The sequence below is a fragment of the Caballeronia novacaledonica genome, from assembly GCF_900258035.1.
GTDB lineage: Bacteria > Pseudomonadota > Gammaproteobacteria > Burkholderiales > Burkholderiaceae > Caballeronia > Caballeronia novacaledonica.
In genome coordinates this window covers 55,302-73,542 of sequence record NZ_OGTP01000021.1, presented here as the reverse complement: position 1 = coordinate 73,542, position 18,241 = coordinate 55,302, and the positions used below count along the sequence as shown (strand labels likewise).

Sequence of the window (18,241 nt, the reverse complement as noted above, 5' to 3'; positions counted from 1 at the left end):
ATTATAATCCCGGGATGAATTCCCAAACCGACCTCACGATGACCGCGTCGCAGCCGGCACCCGAGCCCGAAGCGCCCGATCCCCACGCCCAGTTCGTCGACTGGATGCGCTCCGTCGCGCCGTATATTCACGCGTTCCGGAACAAGACTTTCGTCGTGGCGTTCGGCGGCGAGCTGGTGCAGGAAGGGCGCCTGAACGCGCTCGTGCAGGACGTCGGCCTGCTGCACGCCATGGGCATCCACGTCGTGCTGGTGCACGGCTCGCGCCCGCAGCTCGACGAGCAGTTGAGCCTTCACGGCGTGGAATCGTCGTTTTCGCATGGCCTGCGCATCACCGATCTGCGCGCGCTCGAATCCGCGAAGGAAGCGGCCGGCGAAGTGCGTCTGGATATCGAGGCCGCAATCAGCCAGGGCTTGCCGAACACGCCGATGGCGCACGCGCACATCAGCGTGGTGTCGGGCAACTTCGTGACGGCGCGGCCGGTCGGCATTCTGGATGGCGTCGATTTCCAGCACACGGGCGTCGTGCGCAAAATCGACGGCGACTCCATCCGCCAGTCGCTCGCGTCGAACAAGCTGGTGCTGCTGTCGTCGCTCGGCTTCTCGCCGACGGGCGAAGCGTTCAATCTGTCGATGGAAGATGTCGCGTCCGCCGCCGCCATCGCGCTGCGCGCCGACAAGATCATCTTCGTGACCGAAATTCCGGGCCTCGTCGATTCGGAAAACGAACTCATCCGCGAAATGTCGCTCGACGACGCCTATCGCCTGCAGGAAAGCGGCGAGTTGCAAGGCGACACGGCGTTCTATCTGAAGCATACAGTGCGCGCGTGCCGCGGCGGCGTGGCGCGCGGCCACATCATTCCGTACAGCCTCGACGGCAGCGTGCTGCTCGAACTGTTCCTGCACGACGGCGTCGGCACGATGATCTCGTACGAGAACCTCGAAAGCCTGCGCGAAGCGACGCCGGACGACGTCGGCGGCATTCTCACGCTGATCGAGCCGCTCGAAACCGATGGCACGCTCGTGCGGCGCGGGCGTCACCAGATCGAGCGCGATATCGACCACTTCTCCGTCATCGAGCACGATGGCGTGCTGTTCGGCTGCGCGGCGCTCTATCCGTACACGCAGGAACGCATCGGCGAGATGGCGTGCCTGACCGTCGCGCCGGAAGCGCAAGGTTCGGGCGACGGCGAGCGCTTGCTCAAGCGCATCGAACAGCGCGCGCGGGCGCGCGGCCTCACGCGTATCTTCGTGCTGACGACGCGCACCGAGCACTGGTTCCTGAAGCGCGGCTTCGTGAAGGTGACCGTGGACGATCTGCCCGAGGATCGCCGGCGCCTCTACAACTGGCAGCGCAAGTCGCTCGTCCTGATGAAACAGCTTTGAATACGATCTGAGAAGCGCGAACCGCGCTTCGCCCCCGATACAGAGGAGAAACTCACAATGGCCCGAATGGTTCAATGCGCGAAGCTCGGCAAGGAAGCCGAAGGACTCGACTTTCCGCCGCTGCCGGGCGAGCTCGGCAAGCGCATCTACGAAACGATCTCGAAGGAAGCCTGGCAAGGCTGGCTCAAGCAGCAGACGATGCTCATCAACGAGAATCGCCTGAACATGGCCGATCCGCGCGCGCGCCAGTACCTCATCAAGCAGACCGAGAAATATTTCTTTGGCGAAGGCGCCGACACGGCTTCGGGCTTCGTGCCGCCGCAAAGCTGAAATCGCGGCTCGTCGTCTCGCAAGAACCGGCCCGCGTGGCCGGTTTTTTGTTGCCTGCGCACGGGCAAAATGTTCCGATTGGAACATCAGACGAATCTCATTAAATTGGGCGGAATCGTAGACCAGGCAAGGGATTGCGCCGCCCGCCGAGGCTTGCCGCGACGGGCCGGTTTGCACATCTTCTGGCATCGTGTTATCATCTTGTTCGTTATCAACAGCAATTCACCATCATTCACGCGCATGAGTCCGGCGCATCGCTTTTCGGACACAGCGTGGTAGTGACAGTTTTCATACAAAGAGGCGCGTCGGTTCTTTAGCAACAACGCCGGCCTTTTTCGTCTCAGGTTGTTTTTTCGCCGACGTCGCGGCCCATCCGCGGCAGCTCAGATTCTTCACTGGGTTCGCCGTCCGCACGTCAAATTCGTTTGTTTATCCGAGTGCAATTTCGCGACCCACTGCGAAGCACCGGCACCGCGCTTGCTTTTCGATCTTCAGCATCTGCTTCATTCTGATGCTGCGCGGAGCCATTGGCGTCCGTTTCCCGCGATGCAAAGCGGCGCCGTCGCGAAACTGCACTGTCCCGGCAATACGCGCCCTCTTTCGACGGCGCGCCCGAAGCTCCACGCGAGTTCTCGGGATCGAATACGGAGTTTTTCGAACTATGTCTTCTCTACACGAGGGCCTTTGGCGCAAACACGATTCATCGAGTCAGAAGTCCGATCTCACGCTCGACGACATCACCATCGTCGATCAGTCCCTGCTCAAGCGCGCGGTCGGCGCCATGGCCATCGGCAATGCGATGGAATGGTTCGATTTCGGCGTGTACAGCTATATCGCCGTGACGCTCGGCAAGGTGTTTTTCCCGTCGAGCAGCCCGGCGGCGCAGTTGCTCGCGACCTTCGGCACGTTCGCGGCCGCGTTCCTCGTGCGCCCGATCGGCGGCATGGTGTTCGGCCCGCTGGGTGACCGCATCGGCCGCAAGCGCGTGCTCGCGATGACGATGATCATGATGGCCGTCGGCACGTTCTGTATCGGCATCATTCCGAGCTACGAGTCGATCGGCGTGATGGCGCCGGTGCTGCTGCTCGTCGCGCGTCTCGTGCAGGGCTTCTCGACGGGCGGCGAGTACGGCGGCGCGGCGACCTTCATCGCCGAATTCTCGCCGGACAAGAAGCGCGGCTTCATGTCGAGCTTCCTCGAGTTCGGCACGCTCGTCGGCTATGTGCTCGGCGCGGGCGTGGTCGCGGTGCTGACGGCGGTGATGTCGGAAAAAGAACTGCTGTCGTGGGGCTGGCGCATTCCGTTCATGATCGCGGGTCCGCTCGGCCTGATCGGTCTGTATATCCGGATGAAGCTCGAAGAAACGCCCGCGTTCCAGCGCGAAGCCGAAAAGGCGGAAGCGGTGTCGCACGAAACGACCAAAGAGCAGTTCCGCGAAACGCTGCTTCAGCAATGGAAGCCGCTGCTGCAATGCGTGGGCCTCGTGCTGATCTTCAACGTGACCGACTACATGGCGCTTTCGTATTTGCCGAGCTATTTGTCGGCGACGCTCAAGTTCAACGAGACGCACGGCCTCTTCATCGTGCTCGTCGTGATGGTGCTGATGATGCCGCTGACGCTCTTCGCCGGCCGTCTGTCGGATACGATCGGCCGCAAGCCGGTGATGCTCGCGGGTTGTATCGGCCTGCTGGTGCTGTCGATTCCGGCGCTTTCGCTGATTCGCATGGGCACGGTTCCGTCGATTTTCGCGGGCATGATGATTCTCGGCGCGCTTCTGTCGACGTTCACGGGCGTGATGCCTTCGTCGCTGCCGGCCCTCTTCCCGACGAAGATCCGCTACGGCGCGCTCGCGATCGGCTTCAACGTGTCGGTGTCGCTCTTCGGCGGCACGACGCCGCTCGTCACGGCGTGGCTCGTCGACAAGACCGGCAACCTGATGATGCCCGCGTACTATTTGATGGGCGCATCGCTGATCGGTATCGTGTCGGTTCTCGCGCTGCATGAAACGGCGAAGAAGCCGCTGAAGGGTTCGCCGCCGTCGGTGGCGACGAAGTCGGAAGCGCACGCGATCCTGCGTGGGCATCGTGAAGCCGCCGAAATGGACGATGCGTTCCCGGAAGGCACCGTGCGCGCCTGATAGCGGTGTGATGTGATCGTGAGAAAGCCGGCGCCCGATGCGCCGGCTTTTTTACGTCGCGAGTTGCACGATGCGCGCTTGCGGCTTGCCGCCGTCGATCTCGAGCAATGCGAGCGTGATCGGCAACTTGAAACGGCGCGGCCCCGCGCTGCCGGGATTCACGAAGAGCACGCCGTCGCGCGTCTCGATCAGCGGCTTGTGCGAGTGCCCCGTCACGACGACGTCGATGCCGTCGAGTTGCTTCGGCACGTCGGCGATATCGTGAACGACGTGGATCGTCGCGCCTCCCAGTTCGATGCGCACGTGCTCGGGCAATCGGGCGACGTCATCGCCGATATCGTTGTTGCCGCGCACGACGGTAAGCGGCGCGACCGACGCGAGCGCATCGAGCACGTCGTGCCTGCAGATATCGCCCGCGTGAATGACGTGCGCGCAGCCGCGCAATGCGTCGAGCGCTTCGGGGCGCACGAGGTTGTGCGTATCGGAGATGACGCCGACTCGCATCACGTTTGCTCGAATGCGTCGAGCCGGTTCTTGCTCATCGTGTGTCCTCGCGCCGGAATCGGTGCCGCCGATTATGCGGGAGGCCCGGAACGTTGTCGAACGGTGTGCGTGCCGGCGGCGGGCGCGGCTTTGGCGCGATGTCGGGCAATGGTAGAATCGCGTCCGCCCTGCCGGGGTGATGAAATTGGTAAACATAGCGGACTTAAAATCCGCCGCCTCACGGCTTGCCGGTTCGAGTCCGGTCCCCGGCACCAAGTGGTATTTCAGTAGCACCCGAGTTTGACAGAAACCCCGACAGCGTAAGGCTTTCGGGTTTTTTGTTTTGGATCGAGGGCCCGGTCGCGCTGGGGACAAATTGAGGATGCCTTTCCCTGAGGTCGCAGCACGCGCGACGAGCGATGATGCAAACTCGGGCGAACCATCCGGACTCCCTCAACGCGCGCCAAACATTGCGCTGAGTCGGGCCGCGCATGAAATCGCGGGTTCGAACAGTGCTCCGCTGACGTTTCCTTAAGCTAATCGACTCCAACGGTAACGTGCTCGAAATCGCCCGATCTGGCGAACTTGCGTCTGCTTAGTCATGCTACGAATTCAGTGCTCGCAACAGATGGTTTCCCGAATGGGTATCTGACTTGCTCACCGACAACGCTGATCGAAATGCCGAGCACTGAACGGAAAGGCCGATCTTCGCGTCGGCTTCTATTGCCCGTTGTTCCAGACAGTGCCCTAACCCGCCTCTCAATCCTTCAACGGCATCCTCCCCACCATCGCCACGCCGTTGGCAACCTGCTTCCCCACGGCATCCGCGACATCCTGAATGCTCCGATACCCCGTCGGCATCCAGTACAGCCACGTGTCCTCCTGAACGTCGAAGCTGGCGTCGCCGACCGTCACCGTTCCCGACAGCCACTCGGCGCCATCGAGAAAATTGAAACCGATACGCGCCGCGTCCGACTTCGATCGGACGCTCGTAATGCGGATCCGGACCGGCACGCCGTTCGGATCGATTCGAAGTCCGAGATGCGCGGCGCGCATCGCAAATGCGGACATCATCGCGCTGCGAACCCATGGCGTAAGGAGAACGCCGTTACTGTCGATCGTCGGGGACTGGATGCCGTTGGCGACCTGCTGCGTCGTCTGGACGCTGCCCGCATGGGGCGATTCGATGTCCGGTACGGTCGAGAGGCATCCGGAGAGAAACAGGGACAACGCGACTGCGCTTGCAAGAGATTTCAGTGCCATTCGTGGTTCTTGTTGTCGGAAAAGGTTTGGGTCGTCGTATTAACGACCCGCCTTCCGAAATCTTGAGCACACCCTCACACCGCATTCAACAACCGCTCCGCGTCCCGCACCGCATCGAACAGCGCCTCGATCGCCGTATCGCGATCCAGCAGGCACACGTGCTCGATATCGAACGGCAGCGCGTCCACGCCGATGAATCGCACCGTCCCGCCGAAGCAGTCGCGCGACTTGCCGCTGCGCACCGACGCGATGTAGTTCGGGGTGATGTAGAGGGCAACGGGCGTCATGGCAATCTCGGCGATGTTCCGGTCGATGAACCAGAGTCTAGCGATGCCCGCCCCCGCGCTGCACCCGCCTCACGCGGGGAGCGTTTCCCCTCTTTCGTGGCCCTCGCCGCTACACCGCATGGCCGAGAACCCGCGCGACGTAATGCCGTCCCCACGCCTCGCCGTGCGCGATCGCCTCGGCGACGGTCTCGAACGGTCCGTGATCGCCCGTCATTTCGCCGGAGTCGTCGGCGAGCGTCGAACCGTGCACCGGCTTGCGGTCGAGCCGCGTCACGCGCACGCGGATCGCGTAGCCTTCGGACGGGGCCGCGTCCGCTTCGCCGTCGGCCTCGATCGGCTTCGGTAAGGCCTGCATGGCGAGCAGGTAATCGCCTACTTCGATGTCCTTCTGCATGGCGGTCGTCTCCATCGGTGCAAAACGCGCGGATCGAATGACAGAGCCGATTGTGCTACCGCATCGCGCGATAAAACAAGCGCCGGCCCGGCCCTCCCGCGGCGCGCATGATATAAAGTTTCGCCCGTCCTCTTTCCGCTCCGATCCCTCGCGGCATCGGGCACCGACCGAATTCATCGATGAACCCTCGCACCCGTCACCTGCTGCTCGCCCTGCTCACGATTCCGCTCGCATATCTCGCCGGCTGCACGTCCTATTACAAGAACGCCGAAGCCTGCAAGGACAAGGTGCGCGCGGATTATCCCGACGCCGCCAGCGCGCCCCTCAAAATCACCGGTTCCGGCACGAGTTATCATGGCTTGCGGGTGGTCGTGCACGGCACGATCCAGAATCCGCCGAAGCCGCCCGCCACCAAACCGGCGATGGTGCCCGCCGCCGCCGAATGCACCTTCAGCGAAACGTCGATGACCGGCTTCCAGTGGCTCGTCCCCGCGAAGCTCGCGCCGAAGCCGCCGGTCGCATCCGACGAATAAACGTCGAACCGCCCGCGACGAGGAGACCACGCGCATGCTGCTCGCCCAGATCAGCGATCTGCACATCACCGCGCCGGGCACGCTCGCCTACGGCCGCGTCGATACGGCCGCCTTTCTCGCCCGCGCGATCGACGCACTCAACGCGTTCGATCCCCGCCCCGACGCCGTGCTCGTCACGGGCGATCTCGTCGATGCGGGCGGTATCGACGAATACCGGCATCTGCGCACGCTGCTCGATACGCTCGCGATTCCGTGGCATGTGATCGTCGGCAATCACGACGACCGCGCGAACCTGCGCGCGGTATTCGCCGATCGCCCCGAGCTCGCGGGCCACGACGGTTTCGTGCAATACGCATTCGATGTCGGCGAAGTCCGCGTGATCGCGCTCGACACGCTCGATCCCGGCTCGGGCGCGGGGCGTCTGTGCGCCGCGCGCCTCGCCTGGCTCGAAGCGCAGCTCGACGCGTGCCGCGACCGGCCTGTTGTCATCGGCATGCATCATCCGCCGATCGCGTGCGGCATCGGCTTCATGGACGACATCCGCCTCGCGCCCGACGACACCCGCGCGCTCGACGCGCTCGTGCGCCGTCATGCGAACGTCGAGCGCATCGTGTGCGGTCATGTGCATCGGGCCATCGGTGTGCGGTTCGGCGGCACGCTCGTTTGGTGCGCGCCATCGACCGCGCATCAGGTCGCGCTGCAACTGAAGCCCGACGGCCCCGACGCGTTCGTCATGGAGCCGCCGGCGTTCGGGCTGCATCTGTGGCGCGCCGACCTCGGACTCGTCACGCATTGCTTGAGCGTGGATCAGGGCGGCGGTCCGCAGCTTTTCCAGCGGCGCTCGCGCGCGTAGTCGCATAGCGCGTCGAGCACGCGATCGAATTCGAGCGACTTGTCGAAAAAATGACGCACGCCGTATTGCAGGCACCGCTCGCGATAAGTCGGCAGCGCATGATTGGTCAGCACCGCGACGAACGCGCCCGGCGAGCGCGCCGCGCCGCATTCCTCGAGCCACGCGAGCACCTCGATGCCCGAGCCGCGCTTCAGTTGCAGATCGACGATCACCGCGTCGAACGCCTGCGACGACAAGAGCGCGATCGCGTCGTCCGGCGCATCGGCGAACGCGGTCACGCGCCACGGCCCGAGCGCTTCGATCGCCTCGGTCAGGCTGCGGCGGATCAGCGGCGAATCCTCGATCAGCAGCACCGCGAGCGGCGCCCGCCGCGCGTCCGGCTGCCCGCTTCGGTCGTCAGGGGTGATGTGATTGCCCACGTCGGGCGCCCTCCGGCAGTGCTCGCGGCCTCGAAACTGCGCCGCTATTCGATCAGCCCGTTTTTGATCGCGTAATACGTGAGATCGGCGTTGTTGGAGAGCCGCATTTTTTCGAGCACGCGCGCGCGATACGTGCTCACCGTCTTCACCGAAAGATGCAGTTCCTGCGCGATTTCCGTCGGAATCTGGCCGCCCGCGAGCTTGCAGAATATCTGGAACTCGCGCTCCGACAGCAGTTCGTGCGGCCGCTCGGCGGCGGGCTTGTCGAGCTTGTCGGCGAGCGCATCCGCGATGAACTCCGACAAATAACGATGCCCCCGCGCGACGGTGCGGATCGCGCGCACGATCTCGTCGGGCGCGGCGTCCTTGTTCAGATAGCCGTTCGCGCCCGCCTTCAGCAGGTTGATCGCGTACTGGCTCTCCGGAAAACCCGAAAGCATCAGCACGCCCTGCTCCGGCCGGATCTGCTTGATGACGCGCAAGGTGTCGACGCCGTTCTTGTCCGGCATCGCGATGTCGAGCAGCACGACGTCGAACGCCTGCGCGCGCACGAGCGCGATGGCTTCGTCGCCGGTAGCGGCTTCGCCCGCGACTTCCATGTCGGGCTCGTCCGCGACGAATTGCCTGAACCCGCTGCGCACGATCGCGTGGTCGTCGGCTATCAAGACTCGAATCATTCGCGTCGTCCGCGCTGCCGGACGCTCTTGTAGTAGTTGATCGGTCATTGCATGCATGCGCCGGATGCGCTCGCCGCGCACCCGGCGACGTCGCCCTTACCCGTTACGGCCTTCCAGGAGATCGGCCATGTCGTCGGCGTGTTCTTCCTCGACCGCCAGAATGTCCTCGAAGATGCGGCGCGTCGTGACGTCCTTGTCGCCGAGATAGCGGATGATCTCGCGATACGTATCGATCGCGATGCGCTCCGCGATCAAATTCTCGCGGATCATGTCGATCAGATCCTTGCCCTCGTTGTACTCGGAATGCGAGCGCGACGAGAGGCCGTCCGGCGCGAAATTCGGCGCGCCGCCCAGTTGCACGATGCGCTCCGCGAGCGTATCGGCGTGCTCCTGTTCCTCGTTCGCGTGCTCCAGAAACTCCTGCGCGACGGCTTCCGAGTGAATGCCCTTCGCCATGAAGTAATGGCGCTTGTAGCGCAGCGTGCAGACGATTTCCGTGGCGAGCGAGTCGTTGAGCAGCTTCAGCACCGTCTCGCGGTCGGCGCCGTAGCCGGTCGTCACCGCGCCTTCGTCCATGTGCTGCCGGGCATCGGCGCGAATTTTTTCGACATCCAGGACGAAAGCGCCCGAAGACTGGCTCGACTCGGCTTTTACAGCAGACGATTTGGACATTTGGTTCGCTCCTCAGTGATGGGGTGAGATGACGTTTCGCTGGAGCAGGTCCTTGCAAATCCGGTGTGCATAGACCCCTGCTATCCAATCAGAGGCTCCGATGCATGCGCCATGCCTGATCCCGCGAAAAAGCCGCGCGAGGATCGTGACGCCCGCGCGCGGCCTGATGGTTCATGGCTTTCGCCCTGAAACGCGCGTCATGTCCGGAACACGCCGAGCAGCAAGGTGACCACGAACACGACGAGAAAAATGAAGAAAAGAATCTTCGCGATTTCCGCCGCGCCGGCCGCGATGCCCGTAAAGCCGAACACGGCGGCAATGATGGCGATGACGAAGAAGACGGCAGCGTAATGAAGCATGTGAGCTCCTTCATGAAGGGTTGAGAACGGTCCGGCGTCGCTGACGAAGCGCCGCTAATCGATGGCTTTTTTCGTGACGACGAAGCCCAGCACCAGGAACACGACGCACAGGATCAGGAAGAGCACGAACAGGAATTTGGCGATGGCGGCGGCGCCGGCGGCGACGCCCGTAAAGCCCAGCACGCCGGCGATCACGGCCACGATCGCGAAAAACAAGGCCCACTTCAGCATGATCGTTCCCCGTAAGAATGGATGACGGAACCATGCTAGCGACGCCCGCCGCGTGGCGCATCCGGGCAGGCTCCTTTTTTGCTGTGGGAATCCACCGACACTTGCTTTCAATCGGCTGCCCGCCGTGAAACGCCGAACCGACGACACCATGAGCCACGTACCGCCCGCCGCGATACCGACGATCCTGCCCGACGACGTGCCGCCCTTCGCGGCCGGCGAACCCGCGCCGCCGCCCGCGCCGGCCGGCATCGCGCGCCGCGCGGCGCGCTTGAACGAATGGATGCGCCGCTATAGCTGGGCGGTCGCGATGACCGTCGCGATCGTCATCACCGTGGGCGGGCTGATCATTCTGGAATCGGGGCGCATGCGGATCGCGTCGGAATACGAAACCGCGCTCGAAGCGAAAGGCGCGACGGCGCAACTTTCGATGCTCGCCGCCGACATCGCCACCCTCACCGCCGACGAGCGCGGTTTCGCGCTGAAGGCCGACGGCGCGTTTCCGGCGCATTTCAAGGCGACGGCGGAGCGCGTGCGCCGCACGCTGGCGTGGCTCGATGCGTACTACCGGCGCATCGGCGACGACACCGCGCTCGCGAGCTTCGCGCAGATCCGCGCCGCCGCCACCGATGAAATCGCGCAAGGCGCCGTGCGCCTCGCCGACTCGCCGACGGACGCCGCCGCGCACGAGCGCGCGCTCGCGCTGCCGCCGCCCGACACGAGCGCGACGTTCGACGCGGCGCTGTCGCTCTTGCGTCTGAACGAGGAACGGCGCGCCCAGCGCGCCCTCGACGCGAGCCGCGCCGATCAGCGCATCTCGACGCTGTGCGTCGGCGCGTTGTGCGCGCTCAACATCGTGTTGTTCATCCTGCTTTTTCGCAATCTGGGCATTCAGCTCGACAAGCAGGCGCGCGTGCAGAAGGCGCTCATCACGCAGCAGGAAGAGCTCGATCAACTCGTGTTCGCGCGCACGCGCCAGCTCGAAGCGCTCGCGTGGCACCTGCAATCGGTCAGCGAGAACGAGAAGACCGAGCTCGCCCGCGAACTGCACGACGAACTCGGCTCGATTCTCACCGCGAGCAAGATGGATGTCGCGTGGGTGCGCGGCAAGCTGAAGGACACGGAACCCGCGATGGCCGAAAAACTCGCCCGCGCGCTCGGCAATCTGGATCAGGGCATCGCGCTCAAGCGGCGCATCATCGAGGACATGCGGCCGACCGTGCTCGCCAATTTCGGTCTCGTGACGGCGTTGCGCTCGCTCGCCGATGAAGCCGCGCAACGCAACGGCTGGAGCGTCGAGTTCGATCTGCCGGGCGAGGACGTGAAGCTCGGCGAGGCGATCGAGATCGCGCTCTTCCGGGTCGCGCAGGAGACGCTGACGAACGCGGCGAAATACGCGCGCGCGAGCCGCATCCGCGTGACGCTCGATGTCCATGACGAGCACGTTTCGCTCTCGATCATCGACGACGGCATCGGCATCCGGCCGCAGGATCTCAAGCGCACGCAGACGCATGGGCTCACCGGCATGCGTCAGCGGGTGTCGGCGCGCGGCGGGCGCTTCGAGATCGAGCGCGCGTCGCCGCACGGCACGGCGATCAGCGTGTCGATGCCGCGCGAGCGCAGCGCGGATGCGCCGCTCGTCGCGCCATCCGCGTAGGACGATGCCGACATCGAATGCAGACGCCGCCGACAGCAAAATCGCATGCGTGCCTACAGCCTGAGACCGACCGATTTTTTTATGATTGTTCACACCGGTATGCGAGACGAAAGGCGTCCGCCACCAGACACGATGCGCGAACCCGATTCCAGTCACGCATTTCAACTCCAAGGGGAATAAACATGACTCGACTCATCGCTCTACTGCTGATTGCAGGCACGGCGGCTCTCGCGGGCTGCAACACCGTCTCGGGAGCCGGCCAGGACATCTCGAAGGGCGGTCAGGCCATTTCGAATTCCGCCGAAGAGCACAAGTAACGGGCGACTCGCGCCGCATCGTTGCGGCGCACGCGTTCAGGCGTTCCATAGCGTTGATGTAGTTCCCTGTCTTCCCGCCACGTTCGCGTGGCGGGATTTTTTTATGCGCCGCCGCCACGCGCGAAATGCAAAAAGCCCGGCCGATGCTGCGTGGCCGGGCTTCGTCGCATCGTGCGCGGAACGTCATTGCGTGTCGGGCAACTCCAGCGCCGGCTGCTGCGTGTTGCCGCCCTGCGCGACCAGCACGCGGATTTTCTCCGGCACGAGTTGCGAGGCCGCGTTCCCCGAAGGCAGCGTCGTCACGAGCCAGTCCGCGTTGTTGACGAGATCGAACGATGCCGACGTATAGACCGGCGTCTTCGAGCCCGGCAGCGTCGCGATCAGTTGATACGTGCCGCCGGAGACGTAGAGGGAATCCTGCGTCGTCGCGGGCACGGCGTTCTTGTAGGCGACGCCCGCCATCGTCGGGCTGACGCTCGCGATGTTCGTCCCCGGCGCGACGAGATAGACGTCGAGATTCGGCGCGTTCGTCGACGCGTTGAACGCGCGCACCCGCGCGCTGCTCGACAGCAGGCCCTTGTCGAAAGGATCGTCGATCACCGCGATCGACGGCACGAAGCCCGCGTCCGGCAGCGCGATCACCGTGTACTCGTGCCCTTTCGCCGCGTTCGAGATGCTCGTGTCGGTGGCGAGCTGCGTCGTCGTGTTCACGGCCGCGTAGGAGAAGTTGTGCTGGCCCGTGTCGATGTTCGCGAAGTTGGTCACCGCCTTGTAGGCGAGGTTCGGCTGCAGGATCTTGCCGTTGTCGTAGAAGTCGACGTTCGGGCCGCTCGGAATCGCGTGGACGAAATGAACCTGCGGCTGAGTGACGCCGATTTCCTTGCCGACATCGTCGGAGCTTCCGCCGCAAGCGGAGAGCATGGCGGCGACGGCGGCGAGCGCGGCAGCGGTGCGGATGAGCTTCATGGTTCCACCTTCCTTTGTTTTGATTTGATTGACCACTTCGTTATCCACATCGACGCCGGCGTGCCGCCGATGCGGGTGCCAGCGTTGAGCAATGCCCATGCCCCGATGCGGTGCGAAGACTTCGCCCGCTCCCCGGCGAGCCTTGTGCCACAAGGGTTTGACATTAGTTAGAGGAATTGCTCGGCAGGCGTGGAATGCACGCCGCGACGCTGCATCCGCCGATGTGTCTTTTACAAGGAAGATGCGATCAAACCAGCCCGCGCCGCCGGTAATCGAACCAGAAGGAAAGCCCGACGGAAAGCAGAATGACGACCGTCGCGATGACGGTCCACTGCGTGATGAGCTCGCCGAGCAGCAACGCACCCAGCATCACGGCGACGATCGGATTCACGTAAAGGCAACTCGTCGCGACGATCGTGCTCGTATTGCGGATCAGGAAGTTGTACGCGACATACGCCGCCATCGATCCGATCACCACGAGATACACGAACGAAAATCCCGCGCCGGCGCTCACGTGCGTCAGGCGCTCGCCCGAGGCCAGCGCGATCGCCGTCGCGATCAGGCCGCCGAGCCCGATCTGCAAAGCCGTCGACATCAGCAGATCCGAAGGCTGCGGCAGACGCGTCGCGAGATGCGCGCCGCCCGCCCAGAAAATCGCGGCGCAAAGAATCGCCAGCGTGCCGGCCGTCGAGCTCGGCGAAGGATCGCCGTGATTCAGCAGCACGATGCCGATCAGGCCCAGCGCCACGGCGAACCATTCGCCCTTCGCGACGCCGCGCCCGGCGAGCGCGGTGAAGATCGTCGCGAAGAGCGGCACCGTGGCCACCATGACCGCGGCCGTGCCGGTGCCGACCGTGCGCATGCCGTAGGCCATCATCCCGCTCGACAAGCCCTCCAGCAAAGTCCCGACGATCGCCGCATTGCGCACTTCCCGCGCGCTGGGCCACAGCGCCTTGCGATGCACGGCGATCGCGAAAAGCCCGACGCCCGCGCACAGATTGCGCAGGCCGCCGAGCATGAGCGGCGGAAACGACTCGAGCGACAGATGAATCCCGAGATACGTCGAGCCCCATACGAGATAGACGACGGCCAGCGCAAGCGCGACCTGCCCCTTGAACGAACGCGGCGCGCGAAACGGAAAACGGTCGGGGAAACTGAACGGCAGACGCGGCGGCAAAGCGGACATGCATTACTCCGCGACGGCTGCGCGCCGGACGACTGCAAAAGAGACGGGAGAAGACGCTGCGGCAACGACCAGACTGAACGGCATGACGGAACGGAAGAAGTGCGGTTGCGCGAGGAGAGACCGCGCGATCCCCGGGAAAACCCCGAGAGCCCGCGGCGCCCGACATTATGCAGTAAGCACGCAACGCGGTTGCACAACTTTACGACTGGTTGCCAAGACGCCACGCCGCGGTGTAACGTGTCGGCTGCTAACGCGGGGGTCCTGCGTTGCACATCGCGATCTCGATCGGCTTTTTCGACTGAATCGCTTCGTGCGGCGTGGGTGAGAAATACCCTTTGAACCTGATCTGGATAATGCCAGCGCAGGGAAGCGTTCGGGTTCCATGGTTCGCAGCATCCAGCCACTTCTTCCGGACCCGTACCTTTCCATCTCGTTCCTCCCTGTTTAGCTCCTGAGTCAGCCGAGCTCGAATCCGCTCGCGCTGTCAACCAATGTTGTTCCCACAGGAGACTAGCCATGAATGCCAATCCGAAATTCCTGTCCGAGAACGCAGTCGTCGATGCCGCCGCCATCGCGCCGCTGCCGAACTCGCGCAAGGTCTACGTCGCTGGTTCGACGCCCGACATCCGCGTGCCGATGCGCGAGATCACGCAATCCGATACCCCCGACGGCTTCGGCGGCGAGAAGAATCCGCCGGTCTACGTGTACGACACGTCCGGCCCGTACACCGATCCGGATGCGAACATCGACATCCGCTCCGGTCTTCCCGCGCTGCGCGGCGCGTGGATCGAAAAACGCGGCGACACGGAAGAGCTCGCGGGGCTGTCGAGCGACTTCGGCCGCGAGCGCGCCGCCGATCCGAAGACCGCCGAATTGCGCTTCCCGGGCCTGCATCGGCATCCGCGCCGCGCGCTGGCCGGCAAGAACGTCTCGCAGATGCACTATGCGCGGCAAGGCATCGTCACGCCGGAGATGGAGTACATCGCGATTCGCGAGAATCAGCGGCGCGCCGAATACCTCGAAAGCCTGAAGAAGAGCGGCCCGAACGGCGAAAAGCTCGCCGCGATGATGGGCCGCCAGCATCCCGGCCAGGCGTTCGGCGCGGCGGCGTTCGGCAAGGACGCGGCGAAAGAAATCACGCCCGAGTTCGTGCGCGAGGAAGTGGCGCGCGGCCGCGCGATCATTCCGGCGAACATCAATCACCCGGAAAGCGAGCCGATGATCATCGGCCGCAATTTCCTCGTGAAGATCAACGCGAATATCGGCAATTCGGCGGTGACGTCGTCGATCGGCGAGGAAGTCGACAAGATGACGTGGGCGATCCGCTGGGGCGGCGACACCGTGATGGATCTCTCGACGGGCAAGCACATCCACGAAACGCGCGAGTGGATTATCCGCAATTCGCCGGTGCCGATCGGCACGGTGCCGATCTATCAGGCGCTCGAAAAGGTCAACGGCAAAGCCGAAGACCTGACGTGGGAAATCTTCCGCGACACGCTGATCGAGCAAGCGGAACAAGGCGTCGACTACTTCACGATCCACGCGGGCGTGCGGCTGCAATACGTTCCGCTGACCGCGAATCGCATGACGGGCATCGTCTCGCGCGGCGGCTCGATCATGGCGAAGTGGTGCCTCGCGCATCACAAGGAGAGCTTCATCTACGAGCACTTCGAAGACATCTGCGAAATCATGAAGCAATACGATGTCTCGTTCTCGCTCGGCGACGGCCTGCGCCCCGGCTCGATCTACGACGCCAACGACGAAGCGCAGCTCGGCGAACTGAAGACGCTCGGCGAACTGACGCAGATCGCGTGGAAGCACGACGTGCAGGTGATGATCGAAGGCCCCGGCCACGTGCCGATGCAGCTCATCAAGGAGAACATGGACCTGCAACTGGAATGGTGCGACGAAGCGCCCTTCTACACGCTCGGGCCGCTGACGACGGACATCGCGCCGGGTTACGACCACATCACGTCGGGCATCGGCGCGGCGATGATCGGCTGGTTCGGCACGGCGATGCTCTGCTACGTCACGCCGAAGGAACATCTCGGCCTGCCGAACAAGGACGACGTGAAGGAAGGCATCATCACCTACAAGCTGGCGGCGCACGCGGCGGATCTGGCGAAGGGTCATCCGGGCGCGCAGGTCCGCGATAACGCATTGTCGAAGGCGCGCTTCGAGTTCCGCTGGGAAGACCAGTTCAATCTCGGCCTCGATCCCGACAAGGCGCGCGAATTCCACGACGAAACGCTGCCGAAGGATTCGGCCAAGGTCGCGCACTTCTGCTCGATGTGCGGCCCGCACTTCTGCTCGATGAAGATCACGCAGGACGTCCGCGATTTCGCCGCGAAGCAGGGCGTGAGCGAAAACGAGGCGCTCGCCAAGGGCATGGAAACGAAGGCGATCGAGTTCGTCAAGAAGGGCTCGGAGATCTATCAGCCGACTTGATGCTTGTTTTTTGCTGACAACGGCCTGTCGCACGACGCGTGCGGCAGGCCGTTTTTTTATCCGGATCGGGCGCGATGCCTTGTCGCGTCTGGATGAGCGCTTGATCGGAGGAATCAGGCACTTTTCCTGCTGGAAAAACGAACGAACCGGCGAAAAACATGGCGGTCCTTGAAGTTGCGGCGAACCGCAGCCGATTCATTTCATCATCGAATTGGAGAGTCGACATGAAAAACATCAAACAGATCGGCGCCGCTGCAATGGTCGTTGCGTTTCTGGGAGGACTGACCGCTTGCGGCGACATGACCACGCGTCAACGGGATACCGCGGTCGGCGCAGGCGTCGGCGCGGCGGGCGGAGCCGTGATCGGCGGCAGCGCGCTATCGACGCTGGGCGGGGCCGCGGTTGGCGGCATCATCGGCAATCAGGTCGGCAAGTAATCGTTCTGGCGGCGCGGCGACGCGCTTCGCCGCCGTCAACCGCTCTGCTGTTTCAAATCTGTTACAGAAAGGCGCTTTGGTAATGCTTTGTCACATGACGCCCGACGCCTGCCGGGCACCGTTCGCCTAAGCTGTTTCTTAACGGACCTTCGAATTTCATCGACCAAGAGTCCGGCAAGCCGTAGCGCAAGGAGCAGCATCATGATTTCCACCGTCATTCCTGGAACCCGAACGGCCGCCGCCGCGCTCGCCGCCGGGGTGCTTCTGAGCGGCTGCTACTACCCGTACGGCTATCCGGCTTATCCGCCCTATCCCGTCACCAGCGCGACCTACACGCAGCGTGAATTCACGGTGCCCGCATCGGGCGCGGCGGTGGCTACGTCGCCCGCCACGCTCCCGCCGCAATACGAGTACGCCGTCGGATCGCCTTATTCCGACTACTACCAGACCTATCCGTATCCTTACCCGTACTACCCTTACGCCGGTTATCCCGCGTATTACGGCTATGGGTACGGCTATCCGGCGGTGTCGCTCGGCTTCGGATATTGGGGCGGCGGCGGTTGCTGCTGGGGGCGCGGCTGGCACGGCGGAGGCTGGCACGGCGGCGGATGGCACGGCAACGGCAACGGCGGATGGCACGGCGGGGGCGGAGGCGGCTGGCACGGCGGCGGAAGCGGTTGGCATGGCGGCGGCGGAGGCGGCCACGGCCACTGAACGCCGCGTCGCTCATTACGCCGGGTGAGACAAAAAACCGTTTTGCGCACGGCCGCGTAACAAAGCTGCAACATTTCCTGATCAATTCAGACGTTCGCGCGCAAATCACGCGACTGTGCGCTCCGACACTTTCCTTATCCGACAAGGCTTCTGCACATTTCGCCAGATGATTGGCACGGTTCTGGCTACATAGCTCCCCTATTCGAACACGTCGCGCACTTTCCGCGCGTTTTCCGTATCGGGGGATCGGACATGATGGCCTTTATGTTTTTCCTGCTGTGGATGCTCGCGTCGCTCGGCCTGTTGACCGTGTGGGTGTTCCGCCAGACGCCATCCGCCGGCCACGACGACCGCACGCCGGACGCGATCGCCAAAGGCTGAAGCACGCCACGCCCGCCCGCCATGCCGATGCCGCAATGAGCGGGCATTCACGCCTTGACGCAGGCCGTTCGCGCCCTATTCTTAGTGTGCGCGTTATGCGTTCGCTTAAGCCGGC

At 63.8% G+C, this 18,241-nt stretch carries 22 protein-coding genes, 1 tRNA gene and 1 riboswitch; of the genes, 12 read left to right on the top strand and 11 right to left on the bottom strand.

Translation table 11 applies throughout. The features are described from left to right. Window positions 1-14 precede the first annotated feature (14 nt). From argA to proP, 3 genes are all read left to right on the top strand, one after another. A complete protein-coding gene (gene argA / locus NOV72_RS24590) occupies window positions 15-1,385 on the top strand; it encodes an amino-acid N-acetyltransferase (protein ID WP_106857158.1) in 1,371 nt (456 codons plus the stop codon). A gap of 57 nt (window positions 1,386-1,442) precedes the next feature. Then, window positions 1,443-1,715 carry an oxidative damage protection protein gene (locus NOV72_RS24585; RefSeq protein ID WP_106857157.1) on the top strand — a complete coding sequence of 91 codons (273 nt, stop codon included), beginning with the start codon at window positions 1,443-1,445 and terminating at the stop codon, window positions 1,713-1,715. A 661-nt stretch (window positions 1,716-2,376) separates the two neighbouring features. Next, on the top strand, window positions 2,377-3,852 hold the full coding sequence (proP, locus tag NOV72_RS24580) for a glycine betaine/L-proline transporter ProP (protein ID WP_106857156.1): 1,476 nt from the start codon (window positions 2,377-2,379) through the stop codon (window positions 3,850-3,852). Window positions 3,853-3,903: 51 nt separating this feature from the next. Here proP and NOV72_RS24575 read toward each other — a convergent pair whose 3' ends face one another. Beyond that, complete coding sequence (locus NOV72_RS24575) at window positions 3,904-4,356, bottom strand: metallophosphoesterase family protein (protein WP_106857155.1); 453 nt, start codon at window positions 4,354-4,356, stop codon at window positions 3,904-3,906. Between the two features lie 169 nt (window positions 4,357-4,525). On the opposite strand from NOV72_RS24575, the gene NOV72_RS24570 reads away from it, so the two are divergent. Next, window positions 4,526-4,610, top strand: a tRNA-Leu gene (locus tag NOV72_RS24570). 484 nt (window positions 4,611-5,094) lie between these two features. Here NOV72_RS24570 and NOV72_RS32075 read toward each other — a convergent pair. From NOV72_RS32075 to NOV72_RS24555, 3 genes are all read right to left on the bottom strand, one after another. Then, entirely contained in the window at window positions 5,095-5,598 is a 504-nt protein-coding gene (locus NOV72_RS32075) for a hypothetical protein (RefSeq protein WP_146150041.1), read from the bottom strand. Window positions 5,599-5,672: 74 nt separating this feature from the next. Beyond that, window positions 5,673-5,885: a hypothetical protein gene (locus NOV72_RS24560; RefSeq protein WP_106857153.1), complete on the bottom strand. Its 213-nt coding sequence runs from the start codon at window positions 5,883-5,885 to the stop codon at window positions 5,673-5,675. 109 nt (window positions 5,886-5,994) lie between these two features. Beyond that, complete coding sequence (locus NOV72_RS24555; RefSeq protein ID WP_106857186.1) at window positions 5,995-6,279, bottom strand: hypothetical protein; 285 nt, start codon at window positions 6,277-6,279, stop codon at window positions 5,995-5,997. Window positions 6,280-6,458: 179 nt separating this feature from the next. On the opposite strand from NOV72_RS24555, the gene NOV72_RS24550 reads away from it, so the two are divergent. Both NOV72_RS24550 and NOV72_RS24545 read left to right on the top strand, forming a co-directional pair. Then, window positions 6,459-6,812, top strand: a complete 354-nt coding sequence (locus NOV72_RS24550; protein WP_106857152.1) for a hypothetical protein — start codon at window positions 6,459-6,461, stop codon at window positions 6,810-6,812. Between the two features lie 34 nt (window positions 6,813-6,846). Further along, window positions 6,847-7,665 (top strand): phosphodiesterase, encoded by an 819-nt coding sequence (locus NOV72_RS24545; protein WP_106857151.1) that lies wholly within the window; start codon window positions 6,847-6,849, stop codon window positions 7,663-7,665. Here the strand turns inward: NOV72_RS24545 and NOV72_RS24540 are convergent. The 5 genes from NOV72_RS24540 to NOV72_RS24520 all read right to left on the bottom strand — a co-directional run bounded on the left by NOV72_RS24540 (window position 7,620) and on the right by NOV72_RS24520 (window position 10,023). Beyond that, window positions 7,620-8,084: a response regulator gene (locus NOV72_RS24540; protein WP_106857150.1), complete on the bottom strand. Its 465-nt coding sequence runs from the start codon at window positions 8,082-8,084 to the stop codon at window positions 7,620-7,622. The genes NOV72_RS24545 and NOV72_RS24540 overlap by 46 nt on opposite strands. 44 nt (window positions 8,085-8,128) lie before the next feature. Next, entirely contained in the window at window positions 8,129-8,761 is a 633-nt protein-coding gene (locus tag NOV72_RS24535; protein WP_106857149.1) for a response regulator, read from the bottom strand. 96 nt (window positions 8,762-8,857) lie between these two features. Next, window positions 8,858-9,433: a ferritin-like domain-containing protein gene (locus NOV72_RS24530; protein WP_106857148.1), complete on the bottom strand. Its 576-nt coding sequence runs from the start codon at window positions 9,431-9,433 to the stop codon at window positions 8,858-8,860. Window positions 9,434-9,630: 197 nt separating this feature from the next. Beyond that, window positions 9,631-9,792, bottom strand: coding sequence for a DUF1328 family protein (locus NOV72_RS24525; protein WP_016344888.1), 162 nt, complete (start codon window positions 9,790-9,792; stop codon window positions 9,631-9,633). 54 nt (window positions 9,793-9,846) lie between these two features. Next, the gene (locus tag NOV72_RS24520) at window positions 9,847-10,023 is read right to left on the bottom strand and encodes a DUF1328 domain-containing protein (RefSeq protein ID WP_008350561.1); all 177 of its coding nucleotides are present in this window, start codon (window positions 10,021-10,023) and stop codon (window positions 9,847-9,849) included. Window positions 10,024-10,171: 148 nt separating this feature from the next. Here NOV72_RS24520 and NOV72_RS24515 point away from each other — a divergent pair, with 148 nt between their 5' ends. Both NOV72_RS24515 and NOV72_RS24510 read left to right on the top strand, forming a co-directional pair. Next, the gene (locus NOV72_RS24515; protein ID WP_106857147.1) at window positions 10,172-11,677 is read left to right on the top strand and encodes a sensor histidine kinase; all 1,506 of its coding nucleotides are present in this window, start codon (window positions 10,172-10,174) and stop codon (window positions 11,675-11,677) included. Window positions 11,678-11,859: 182 nt separating this feature from the next. Continuing rightward, entirely contained in the window at window positions 11,860-11,994 is a 135-nt protein-coding gene (locus tag NOV72_RS24510; protein ID WP_016344885.1) for an entericidin A/B family lipoprotein, read from the top strand. Window positions 11,995-12,177: 183 nt separating this feature from the next. Here NOV72_RS24510 and NOV72_RS24505 read toward each other — a convergent pair whose 3' ends face one another. Together NOV72_RS24505 and NOV72_RS24500 are read right to left on the bottom strand one after the other, a co-directional pair. Continuing rightward, complete coding sequence (locus NOV72_RS24505) at window positions 12,178-12,960, bottom strand: DUF4397 domain-containing protein (protein WP_106857185.1); 783 nt, start codon at window positions 12,958-12,960, stop codon at window positions 12,178-12,180. Between the two features lie 247 nt (window positions 12,961-13,207). Then, window positions 13,208-14,146 carry an EamA family transporter gene (locus NOV72_RS24500; RefSeq protein ID WP_106857146.1) on the bottom strand — a complete coding sequence of 313 codons (939 nt, stop codon included), beginning with the start codon at window positions 14,144-14,146 and terminating at the stop codon, window positions 13,208-13,210. A 244-nt stretch (window positions 14,147-14,390) separates the two neighbouring features. Beyond that, window positions 14,391-14,532: riboswitch (TPP riboswitch) on the top strand. A gap of 130 nt (window positions 14,533-14,662) precedes the next feature. On the opposite strand from NOV72_RS24500, the gene thiC reads away from it, so the two are divergent. From thiC to NOV72_RS33020, 4 genes are all read left to right on the top strand, one after another. Continuing rightward, the gene (thiC, locus tag NOV72_RS24495) at window positions 14,663-16,594 is read left to right on the top strand and encodes a phosphomethylpyrimidine synthase ThiC (protein WP_106857145.1); all 1,932 of its coding nucleotides are present in this window, start codon (window positions 14,663-14,665) and stop codon (window positions 16,592-16,594) included. Between the two features lie 257 nt (window positions 16,595-16,851). Beyond that, entirely contained in the window at window positions 16,852-17,031 is a 180-nt protein-coding gene (locus NOV72_RS24490) for a glycine zipper 2TM domain-containing protein (protein ID WP_425428773.1), read from the top strand. A 201-nt stretch (window positions 17,032-17,232) separates the two neighbouring features. After that, window positions 17,233-17,745 carry a hypothetical protein gene (locus tag NOV72_RS32440; protein ID WP_106857143.1) on the top strand — a complete coding sequence of 171 codons (513 nt, stop codon included), beginning with the start codon at window positions 17,233-17,235 and terminating at the stop codon, window positions 17,743-17,745. 252 nt (window positions 17,746-17,997) lie between these two features. Beyond that, window positions 17,998-18,126, top strand: a complete 129-nt coding sequence (locus NOV72_RS33020) for a hypothetical protein (protein WP_281261823.1) — start codon at window positions 17,998-18,000, stop codon at window positions 18,124-18,126. Window positions 18,127-18,241 lie beyond the last annotated feature (115 nt).

Excerpts from the sequence above, each read along its gene's own strand:
- NOV72_RS32075 (WP_146150041.1), bottom strand. The coding sequence starts at position 5,598 with ATGGCACTGAAATCTCTTGCAAGCGCAGTCGCGTTGTCCCTGTTTCTC.
- NOV72_RS24535 (WP_106857149.1), bottom strand. The coding sequence starts at position 8,761 with ATGATTCGAGTCTTGATAGCCGACGACCACGCGATCGTGCGCAGCGGG.
- NOV72_RS24560 (WP_106857153.1), bottom strand. The coding sequence starts at position 5,885 with ATGACGCCCGTTGCCCTCTACATCACCCCGAACTACATCGCGTCGGTG.
- NOV72_RS24550 (WP_106857152.1), top strand. The coding sequence starts at position 6,459 with ATGAACCCTCGCACCCGTCACCTGCTGCTCGCCCTGCTCACGATTCCG.
- argA (WP_106857158.1), top strand. The coding sequence starts at position 15 with ATGAATTCCCAAACCGACCTCACGATGACCGCGTCGCAGCCGGCACCC.
- NOV72_RS24515 (WP_106857147.1), top strand. The coding sequence starts at position 10,172 with ATGAGCCACGTACCGCCCGCCGCGATACCGACGATCCTGCCCGACGAC.
- NOV72_RS24490 (WP_425428773.1), top strand. The coding sequence starts at position 16,852 with ATGGTCGTTGCGTTTCTGGGAGGACTGACCGCTTGCGGCGACATGACC.
- NOV72_RS24505 (WP_106857185.1), bottom strand. The coding sequence starts at position 12,960 with ATGAAGCTCATCCGCACCGCTGCCGCGCTCGCCGCCGTCGCCGCCATG.
- NOV72_RS24525 (WP_016344888.1), bottom strand. The coding sequence starts at position 9,792 with ATGCTTCATTACGCTGCCGTCTTCTTCGTCATCGCCATCATTGCCGCC.
- NOV72_RS24585 (WP_106857157.1), top strand. The coding sequence starts at position 1,443 with ATGGCCCGAATGGTTCAATGCGCGAAGCTCGGCAAGGAAGCCGAAGGA.
- NOV72_RS24555 (WP_106857186.1), bottom strand. The coding sequence starts at position 6,279 with ATGCAGAAGGACATCGAAGTAGGCGATTACCTGCTCGCCATGCAGGCC.
- NOV72_RS24575 (WP_106857155.1), bottom strand. The coding sequence starts at position 4,356 with ATGCGAGTCGGCGTCATCTCCGATACGCACAACCTCGTGCGCCCCGAA.
- NOV72_RS24545 (WP_106857151.1), top strand. The coding sequence starts at position 6,847 with ATGCTGCTCGCCCAGATCAGCGATCTGCACATCACCGCGCCGGGCACG.
- proP (WP_106857156.1), top strand. The coding sequence starts at position 2,377 with ATGTCTTCTCTACACGAGGGCCTTTGGCGCAAACACGATTCATCGAGT.
- NOV72_RS24510 (WP_016344885.1), top strand. The coding sequence starts at position 11,860 with ATGACTCGACTCATCGCTCTACTGCTGATTGCAGGCACGGCGGCTCTC.
- NOV72_RS24520 (WP_008350561.1), bottom strand. The coding sequence starts at position 10,023 with ATGCTGAAGTGGGCCTTGTTTTTCGCGATCGTGGCCGTGATCGCCGGC.
- thiC (WP_106857145.1), top strand. The coding sequence starts at position 14,663 with ATGAATGCCAATCCGAAATTCCTGTCCGAGAACGCAGTCGTCGATGCC.
- NOV72_RS33020 (WP_281261823.1), top strand. The coding sequence starts at position 17,998 with ATGATGGCCTTTATGTTTTTCCTGCTGTGGATGCTCGCGTCGCTCGGC.
- NOV72_RS24530 (WP_106857148.1), bottom strand. The coding sequence starts at position 9,433 with ATGTCCAAATCGTCTGCTGTAAAAGCCGAGTCGAGCCAGTCTTCGGGC.
- NOV72_RS32440 (WP_106857143.1), top strand. The coding sequence starts at position 17,233 with ATGATTTCCACCGTCATTCCTGGAACCCGAACGGCCGCCGCCGCGCTC.
- NOV72_RS24500 (WP_106857146.1), bottom strand. The coding sequence starts at position 14,146 with ATGTCCGCTTTGCCGCCGCGTCTGCCGTTCAGTTTCCCCGACCGTTTT.